The sequence below is a fragment of the Rhodopirellula sp. UBA1907 genome, assembly GCF_002337565.1.
Taxonomy (GTDB): domain Bacteria; phylum Planctomycetota; class Planctomycetia; order Pirellulales; family Pirellulaceae; genus Rhodopirellula; species Rhodopirellula europaea.
Genome location: NZ_DDGH01000008.1, coordinates 49,174 through 57,059, shown reverse-complemented (window position 1 = coordinate 57,059; position 7,886 = coordinate 49,174). Strand labels below are relative to the sequence as shown.

Annotated in this window: 4 protein-coding genes; all 4 read right to left on the bottom strand. The window is 56.0% G+C overall.

Features of this window, described 5'->3' with window-relative positions; translation table 11 throughout:
• Positions 1–103: 103 nt before the first annotated feature.
• The 4 genes from B2R17_RS02920 to B2R17_RS02905 all read right to left on the bottom strand — a co-directional run bounded on the left by B2R17_RS02920 (position 104) and on the right by B2R17_RS02905 (position 7,873).
• Positions 104–1,321 (bottom strand): hypothetical protein, encoded by a 1,218-nt coding sequence (locus tag B2R17_RS02920; RefSeq protein WP_286762772.1) that lies wholly within the window; start codon positions 1,319–1,321, stop codon positions 104–106.
• Positions 1,322–1,357: 36 nt separating this feature from the next.
• Complete coding sequence (locus B2R17_RS02915; protein WP_286762771.1) at positions 1,358–3,304, bottom strand: hypothetical protein; 1,947 nt, start codon at positions 3,302–3,304, stop codon at positions 1,358–1,360.
• Positions 3,305–3,382: 78 nt separating this feature from the next.
• Positions 3,383–5,887: a polyketide synthase gene (locus tag B2R17_RS02910; RefSeq protein ID WP_286762770.1), complete on the bottom strand. Its 2,505-nt coding sequence runs from the start codon at positions 5,885–5,887 to the stop codon at positions 3,383–3,385.
• Between the two features lie 162 nt (positions 5,888–6,049).
• A complete protein-coding gene (locus B2R17_RS02905) occupies positions 6,050–7,873 on the bottom strand; it encodes a proteasome accessory factor PafA2 family protein (RefSeq protein WP_339888878.1) in 1,824 nt (607 codons plus the stop codon).
• Positions 7,874–7,886 lie beyond the last annotated feature (13 nt).

Below are 7,886 nucleotides of genomic sequence, written 5' to 3'. Positions count from 1 at the left end.
TTTGTTCCAAAGCATCGGTTGGGATGCCATGTGGAACATGGCCTACGAACGCATCGGGCCGATTGCCATGTGGGACATGGCCTACGTGCTTTGTCGGCGAGGGTTACTTTTGTGTGGCTAGTTTGCGGAAGTAGGCTTCGATGGCTTCGCGGTAATGAGTCGGCAAATCGCGACTGATTTGTTGCAGCGATTCTTGACGTTCTGCGGGAGGCAGGTTGCCCCAGCCGTTTTGGTCATCAATCTTTTTGCGATCCGCGTCGCCTTGTCCGTTGGCACCTGCGATTCGGCTGTCATCCATGGGCGACGCTTGACCATCGGATTGGCCGCCGTTTCCGCTGGCACTTTGTTGTTGCTGCTGCTGTTGTTGCTGTTTCTGCTGCTCTTCTTCGATCTTGTCGATCAGCTTGGTGAGCTTGTCGATGACCTCTTGCTCACGATCCTTGGTCGCTTCATCGGCACGTCCCAAATCCAAACGACGCGTCACATCGCTCATCAATCGAGAGATCTCGTCGAGCGAATCTTTCTTGAGTGGTTTAATGTCCGCGACCATCATCTCGGCGGTACGAGCGTAACGCGCGGGGATCTGGTCTTTGCGTTGCAGCAAGCGACGCAAGTCCGACAGTGAATCTTTGATCTTCAATTGAGCGTGGTAGCAAGCACCGCGATAGAACAACAACGTCGCGGGATCGGGGCAAACCATCGGATCGACTTCGGCGAAAATTGGCAGGGCTTCGTCGTAGTAACGAGCACGCACCAATTCGCGACCGATCCAAGTTCGAAGAGCGGCTCGCAATTCGTTGGGCATTGATTCAACGATCGCGTAGTCCGGCCCATTGGGGTCCATGCCTCGCGCGGTCGTCAACAAATCGCCATTCAGACGACGCATCATTTCCGACAACACATCGAATTGTGCCGATGCGGCATCAACCCATGCGTTGAGCGGTTCCATGTCGTCTCGTTGGACTCCGATCAGGAAGCTTTCGGTCGCCTGGTCCATCAAATCGGGGGCGACGCCCAGTGCGTCCAAAGCCGCGCGAAGTTGCTCGGCCATTTCGTCCGAATCTCGCAGCGGCCAATCAGCGTTGCTCTTCAAGCCGTCGTTGGCTTGGCCGGACTCCAAAGGCTGGGCTTCTGATTCCGGAATGATTTGGACAGATTCAGAACGTGATGGTCGCGAGACTGAGTTTGATGAGAACGATGCTTTGGCGTTGGCCGAGACGATGGCGAGTTCCGACGTGGGTCCGATTTCGGCCATGGCGGGTGAGGCCAAAAAGGAGGCCGGCAGCAGAGTCCAGAGCGCAGCAGCGAAACGAATTCTCATCAGCAATGTCCATTCAAGGTCGCGGGAGGTGGTTCCCTATTTGTTCCGCTCGGTCACCAAATCACGCGTGATTTGATAAAGCCGATCTTGTCTTTGCGACAAATCGCGGAGCAATGGCAAGACGTCTTCGGCAGAAGTCTCCTTGCCATCCATCAAACTAGCATAGCGATCCGTGGAGCCCTGGATGCGAGTTTGCATCGTACGGATCAATTTTAACTCAGCCAACTTCTGGACAAGGGGTTCTTCTCCAGAACCCGACGGTTGCCCCCCACCGTCGCCCTGTTGTTCCTGTTGTTTCTTTTTTTCTAGGTCACGTTGTGCTTTGGCTAACGCAGCAATCATTTCCTCCAATCCGGCCAAGATGTCGGATTGAAGACCCTGAGTGACCAAATCAATTTTGCTTTGTCCCAAACGAGTCGAGACCCGAACGGTGTCTTCACGCAATTGTGAGACGACTTCGGGGAACGCGACACTTGAGCCTTCTTCTCGCAGAAGCAACATCGCGCGGTCTGCTTCCAATGTGATTTTCTGCTCTTCGAACGCCAAATCACCGGCCTTCAAATCGGTTGCACGATTGCGTTGCACTTCGGGCGTTTTTGCGAGTTGAACGGTTTGGTCCAACACGGCGGATTGCATCGCCGCCATCTTTCGCAGACGAGCTTCGAGTTTCGCCAATTCGCGTTCCATCTCTTCTTCGCGAAGTTGTCGAAGGATCTTTTCCAATCGATCGATCGCACGACGCAATTCTTCTTCGGCTTGTCGTTGTTGTTCGGTGGCTTCTTTTCGTTCGTTCTGAGCCAGCTTGTCTTGAGCTTCTTTCATTCGCTCGATCGCGCGCTCGAGCTGCTCCTTCGCCTGTTCTTGAGGCGATTGCGGTTTGGGTGGCTGCTGTTGCGAAGATGACTGCTGCTCGCCGGATTGCTTCTCTCCAGATTTCTGCTCGCCCGATTGCTGTTGTCCTTCTTCGGATTGCTGTTCACCGGAAGGTGTTTGTTCGCTTTTCTCTTCGCCTGACTTTTCTTCGGCTGGTTCACCATCGGGTTGCTCGCCGTCTTCGGAAGCTTCCTTGGGCTCATCGCCTTCGGGTTGCTGCTGCGAGTTTTCGTCTTGTTGGCCGCCTTCTTTGGGCTGTTCGCCTTCCTTGGGTTGTCCGCTTTCGTTTTGCTCGCCGCTTTCGCTGGGCTGATCACTGCTGCTTTCTTCGCCCGACTTCTGTTCGCCGGACTCTTCTTGTCCCGCTTCCATCTCGCTCTTGTCGCCAGGCTGGTTCTCAGACTCTTCGCTCTTTGAATCCTGTGCTTCGCTCTCTGACGACTCGCTTTCGGATGGTTCGCCGCTGGCGTCGTCGGATTCCTCTTCGAGTTCCTTGCTAAGTTCTTCCGCGCGTTCGGCGATCGCCTTTTGTTCCTTTTCGACTTCGCTCATCTCGACACCATTTTCGGTTCGAGCCCGGACGCTGCGTTCGTTGCGTTCGGTCAGGCGAAGTTGTTTGATGAGTTCCGAGATGCGTTTCTTTTCATCGCGAATTCGTGAGCTTCGGTCTTCGCTCATCAAGAGTTTCAGGATCGATTGCAGTTCCTCCGTCGCCGACTTTTGATCCGTCATCGCTTTGGATAGCTGGCCGTCGCCGATCATCTTGCCGGCACCGCGAAGTTTTTCCAGCACGAAACGTTCGCGTGATTGTTTGGCGACGCGTCGCAGCAAGGCCGAGCGTTCTGGGTTTTCGCTGGCTTCCATGTCAGCCAATCGAAGCAACAGTTCTTCGAGCCGTTCGTAACGAGTCGCAACGCTGGATTGGCGTGACGCGAGTGTTGTGACTTCGTCGCCGGTTGATGACTGAGCAAACGACGGTTTCGCGATGATGCAAACCACCAGCACGGCCGAAGCCAACGCAAGTGCATGGACGAAGCGATTGCGGCCGTTTTCCATCGGCCAAACGATTCGGCGGTGTCGGTCAGCTTGGTTCATGCAATCGGCGTTCATTGAAGTGGCTTTCCATCCGCGGGACACGTCGCGGGGATGCGTCCAGTATGGAACCCGGTCGATCACCCGCGTTCCTTTCTACTTGAACAGATCTTGGACCTGCTGGTTTCGAGTTTCTTCGGTTTCCTCGATCAATTCTTCCTGATCGCTGATCAAGCCTCGGACCAAATCCAGAATTTCGTTGAAACTTTCTAGGTCAAGCATCTTTTCCAAGACGGCATTGAGCGACAGAAGGACTTCATCCGTCGTTGCAATTGCCGCCGTCGCTGCTTCCGTCATCTTTTCCCCAGACGATTCGGCGGGATCTTCCGCCATCAATACCCGCTCCATCGAAGTGATTTGACGCTGCAGACGCGGCAAGGGTTCCGTCACCACCGTCGACAATGGGTTACGGACGCCGTTTTCCAATCGTTCGCGACGGTCAACCGAATCGACGCGGTTCTGCACCATTTCAAGCAGCAGATCCTCCAGCCCGACGACAATCCCCGCCAACTCTTCCGTGGATTTGGTCGCCTGCAGTTCTGATTGGCGGATTCGCAACTGGACTCTTTGTCTCGCCCGGACGTCTTCTTCGCCGTCATCAGCAGTGTCATCAACAGCGGGATCATCGCCTGAGGGTTCATCGCCGGCGGATTCGGCGTCAGCGTCCGAGTCGGATTCCTCTGGAGAGTCTTCCTCATCCGGCGTTTGCAAAACATCCAGCGCGTCGTTCTGCACCGCAGCCAAACTCTGACGCAGACGTTGGGTTTCATCGATGGCTTGTTCCAAACGCGAACGGAATTCGAGTTCACGTCGCTCGAGCGTAGCGAGCAATGTCTCTGGCGTGACGACTTGCAGACGAACGACCTCGCCGCGAATCGAGTGTGGTTCGCCCAGGTCGAATCGGTCCTTGGCTGTCGTGAAGATTTGCACGCTCGCTCCGGGAGCCAACCCGTTCACGGTGCCGTCGTCAGAGAGGTCTCGCAGGTCAAATGTCCAGGCGGCGTTTCCGTCACGATCTAATTCGGGCAAGACGGTGTGTTGCTGTGGTTCCGCGCTGGTAGTTGCTTCGCCGTTTGTATTGCCAGCATCGTCGGCGGTTTCTTCGGAGGCTCGGACCGCCATGGTCAAGCTCAACGATTCGACGCCGTAGTCATCTTTAGCGGTTGCTTGGATGGGCAGCATGGCGATGGGAGTGATCGACGACCCGATGCCCTTCATCGTCATTGACGTCTCGGGAACTTGGTCTCGAACGACGCCAATGAAGTATCGATACGATGCTTGAGCGGAGATGCCGGTTTCGTCTTTGGGTACCAATCGAACGGAAGTTGGTTCTCGCAAATCCGAGACGGACCATTCAAACGACATTCGATCGTCAGCGATTTTGACGACTGGTTCGGCATCGTCGGTGGATTCATCTCGTACACCTTCTGAAGTCGTGGCAACATCGACCGCGCCGAGTGGTTTGCTGCTGGTGCCTCGAAGAGTCAAAGAGCTGCCTTCGCGAATTCGGAAGCCGGCTTGGTACTTGAGGATTTGGTCGGCGGCATCGGGCGATGCACCACCGGCGTCAAAGATTCGCAAGTAGTCCGGATAACGAATCGCCAATTCCATGTCCGCGATTGCGGGCGGATCAACGGCTTCGATTCGGTAGTCGAGCAAGCGATCGTCCAAGCCTCGAATGGTCATCGTCACGGATTCGGCCAACGAAGCGAGCGGAGGTCCGTCGAGCACGAAAGATTGATAACCATCTTGAATGCGGCCGACCCGACGAAGGTTGCTTTGACCGCGGTTGCCGGAATCATCCACATAAGAAACAGTGCAGATCTCGGGAACGGTGTGGCCGAGTTCTTCCGTTGCCGCACGAATGCGAAGCGTTGTGCTGCTTCCGCGAGCCAAGCGGAGTGTCTTGTCTTCGAATGTCAGAAGCTCGGTGCCGACTTCCTCGGTCTCATCCGCCGTGATGATCGGAGACTCGACACCGATCATTTCAAGCTCGGCTTTTCGTGGCCAAGGTGAATCGGAAAACAATGACAATCGTCCGACCGCGCGGGCGAACGTTTGCGGGCTGGCGATCGCCATCACCAATGCGGCCAGCAACAACGGAATGACCAGCATCAGCTTTCGGCGAATCGGTTCCCACCGGAAGACACGTCCGAATTCGACTTGGTCGACCGCCGCGGCGGCTTCTTGGTGAACGTGTTGCAACAACACGGGGCTGTGCGAATCGTGGGAACGATTTTCTTGAGTCAACTGAACGGCGGTGACCAAACGCCCGCCGAGACTTGGATGGTGACGTTCGATCAACAACGCGAGCGAGTCATCGGGCAATTCTCGGTTGAGTCGCCCCCACAACCATTTGGCCAGGATCAGAACGACCAGAACCGCGACGGCAAACAGAACGACCGCACGGGCCGAACGAGGCATCTCACTGCCGCCAATTCGGACCGGCAGATAGTCGACCGCGAGTGCCACCCAAAACACGACCAGCACCAGCGCCGCGATTGCGAGCAACGAATCCCAAACGATGTAGCGTCGCACCCGTTCGCGTAGTCGTGACAATAAATCACGAAGTCCCGGATCCAACGATTCAGTACGACCCATCCGATTCCCAATTCGATTTGTACGTGTTTCCGTCGTCCCCATCGTACCAACGATCCGCGATTGCCGTAGTGGACAACGCCACGACTCTCTGAGCAAAGGCCGTAGTGGATGAGGCAGCGAATCCTCGAGTATGGGACTCGTTGCCTCGTCCACTACTGGGATTCAGAAGTTATTGTTGGCGGAGGCGGCTCGCTGTTCTTTTTCGCGTTGGCCGTAAACCACAGTTCGAACGCCTTGTTCATGCCCCACCAAGGCTCGGTCCCAATCGGTTCGCATGGTGGGACCGCCCGCCACCGAGACGTCGCCCGCGAATTCGCGGATCATCCAACCTCTTTGGGCTGCCGGAGAATCCGCCGGAGCGTTGCGACGACGCATCGCGATGTCATCTTCGTCGACCAGTTCGTGTTCCCGATGGTCGGCGATGAATCGGGTGAAGTATCCCTCCTCGGACAACTCGTGGTATCGAAGGTCGATCTTCTTGCGAGTTACCCAAGAGGCGTGCTCGCCGGGCACCTCACCGGCGGCTTGATCCAGCATCCAACGTTTGCCGAGCCAATCGATTCGTCCGAGCCCCTGCGACGTTTGGTTGCCGTCTTTGCGGAACTGACGGACCAGACGAATCGACTCCGCCCAATGTTTCAGTGCCTGATCGGCTTCGTCCCAGCCAGACGCTTGGCGAGATTGTTGTTGTTGCTCGCGAACGAACTTCGCCGCCGCCCGGTAGTAATGCGTTTGCATCTCCAGCGAAGTCATCTCACCGTGGCTAGTCGGAACCCGCCGCAGCAGATTCCAATCACGATTGAAAACATGCAGTGCTCGAATCGGACGTCGCAATCTTGGCAGTTCTTTCGTTTGCTTCGCTTCGATCATGTCCAACACCAACGCGACGCTTCCGACCTTTGCCCATTGAGCCAAGTCGCTGAGGTTGGAATCAGACAACCCAATTTGCAAACGTTGTTTGCGTTTCAGCAAGTGACGAGTCTCAGCGATCGATCGCCAAGAGCGACCGCACAACTTGGATAGCCAGTGGCCGTAAACAAAGATTGGTCGTTCGCCGTTGAAGCCACCCATGTCGGCAACCCGGTCAATTCCCAACGCTTTACCTGACAAGAAAAAACGGCCGTCATGATCCAGGTGACCGGTTCCCATGATCGCGACTCGCGAAACGAGCAGGCCGGTCAGGTGGCGACGTTGGGTTCGAAACGCGATGTGTGTCCCAATCACTCGTAGAGACAGAACGAGTGGCAGATGCAGTATTCTCAAACAGGCGATGGATAGCCATTGGAACCAGGTTGGCAACGCGACGAACGTTTCTTCCGATTCATTGGTGTCAGGATGGTCGTGCAACCACGAAGCGTCATCCTCGTCCAGCGTTTCGTGTTGAGTGTCGAAGCGAGCACCGCGTCGGCGAACGATGGACCGAGCTTGCCGAACCGAGTGTTGGACAAGCGATGCGAAGACGATGGCGACCACAACGGGAAACGACATGAATACGCAAGCGATCTGCAACGCCCAAACAAAACAGATCGCGATTCGGTAGACCAACAACCCAAAGCCGAATGCCACATCGGTCTCGTAGTTTTCTTGGCAACCGTAAAGATGACCCGCCGCGTCACAACTATTTTTCAGGACGCGAAGTCGCCCGACGTTCTGATTGTCTGACCATCGAGCCTCGTTGGACGCGTCTCGCATGATCTCGTCGATCGCACGTTGGCACGCGACCAGATCACTGGGCCGATAGACTTCCGGGGTTGCCATCTCGAACAACCCGCCTGGCCCATCGCGAAATGCCAGATGAGTTTCCAGGTTGATGGCCGTGCCGTTGGCCAAGAAACGGCGATCGCCTCCATCGAGTCCTTCCACGGCGGGCAAGTGGCGACAAATCGCATCTCGCAACGCGGCATAGACCTCGCGAGCTGAAACGCCGGAGCTCAACGAACCGTCGCGTGGTTCGACAACGGTGGCGAATTCGGTTTCCATTCCCATCAAACGTCGGCAC